We start from the raw sequence: 1,491 nt of genomic DNA, 5'->3' as shown, positions 1-1,491 counted from the left end.
GTGCGGCTGCCGCGCAGCGAACGCGGGTCGATGCCCGCCCGCTCGAACGTCTCCCAGGCCATCTCCAGCAGCAGACGCTGCTGCGGGTCCATGGCCAGTGCCTCGCGCGGCGAGATGGTGAAGACGCCCGGGTCGAAGTCGGCGAAGCCGTCGAGGAATCCGCCGATGAGGGTGGAGGTACGGCCGGCCTTGCCGGGCTCGGGGTCGTACAGGGCGTCCAGATCCCAGTCGCGGTCCTGCGGGAAGGGGCCCATCGCGTCGGTGCCGCCGGCCAGGAGCCGCCAGAACCGCTCGGGGGTGTCGGCGTCGCCGGGGAAGCGGCAGGCCATCCCGACGATCACGACGGGGTCCTCGGCGGCCTCGCGGCGCGCCACGGCGACGGCGCCACCGGATACGGCCGGCGCGGCCGGGGCGAGCAGCTCGCCGAGGTGCTCGGCGAGCGCGGCGGGGGTGGGATAGTCGTAGACGAGGGTGCTCGGCAGCCGCATGCCGGTCGCCTCGCCGAGGGTGTTGCGCAGTTCGACGGCGGTGAGGGAGTCGAAGCCGAGCTCGCGGAAGGCGCGGGCGGGTTCGACGTCGTCGGGGCTGGGGTGGTTGAGGATGTACGCGATGTGCGCCCGGACCAGTTCGAGCAGGGCGTGGCGGCGGTCGGAGTCGGCGAGCTCGGCGAGCCGGGTGAGGAGTTCGTTGCCGCCGTCGGAGGTGCTCGGGGCGGGGGCGGGGCGCCGGGCGCGCAACCGCTCGATGTCGGGGAGCCCGGCGTAGAGGCGGCGCGGGCGGCCCTTGTCGAGTTCGGCGCCGAACACCTCCCAGTCGATGTCGGTGACCACGAGCGCGGTGTCGTCCTGGTCGAGGACGTCCCGCAGAGCGGTGACGGCGACGGCGGGGTCCATCAGGCGTACGCCGTGGCGCTGGAGGCGTTCGCCGACGGCGCCGGAGGCCATGCCGCCGTCGGCCCAGCCGCTCCAGGCGACGGCGGTGGCGGGCAGGCCGCGCAGTCGGCGGTCCTCGGCGAGGGCGTCGAGGTAGGCGTTGCCGGGGGCGTAGTTGCCGTGGCCGGGGCTGCCGAAGACTCCCGAGGAGGAGGAGAACAGGACGAACGCGCTCAGGTCGAGGTGCGCGGTGGCGGCGTCGAGGTTGAGTGCGCCGCCCACCTTGACCCGCAGGACCTCGGCGAGGCGCTCGGGGGTGAGGGAGCCGATGACGCCGTCGTCGAGGACCGCGGCGGTGTGGAAGACGGCGGTGAGGGGTCGTTCCTCGGGGATGGACGCGAGGAGGGCGGCGAGGTCGGCGGAGTCGGCGACGTCACAGGCGACGATGTCGGCGTGGGCCCCGGCGGCGGTCAGGTCGGCGAGCAGAGCGGCGGCGCCTTCGGCGCCGGGACCCGAACGGCTGACGAGGAGGAGGTGTGCGGCGCCGGTGCGGGCGAGCCAGCGGGCGACGTGGCCGCCGAGGGCGCCGGTGCCGCCGGTGACGAGGACGGTGCCCCGC

1 protein-coding gene is annotated in these 1,491 nt (G+C 75.2%); it reads right to left on the bottom strand.

What is annotated here, in order from left to right; all coding sequences use genetic code 11:
- Positions 1 to 1,491: SDR family NAD(P)-dependent oxidoreductase (locus tag ACFU53_RS48010; protein WP_384006999.1), on the bottom strand; the 1,491-nt coding region annotated here is incomplete at both ends.

Source organism: Streptomyces sp. NPDC057474 (assembly GCF_042802555.1).
Lineage (GTDB): Bacteria > Actinomycetota > Actinomycetes > Streptomycetales > Streptomycetaceae > Streptomyces.
Note: the sequence above shows the minus strand (reverse complement) of the source record. Positions and strands in the feature narration are given on the sequence as shown.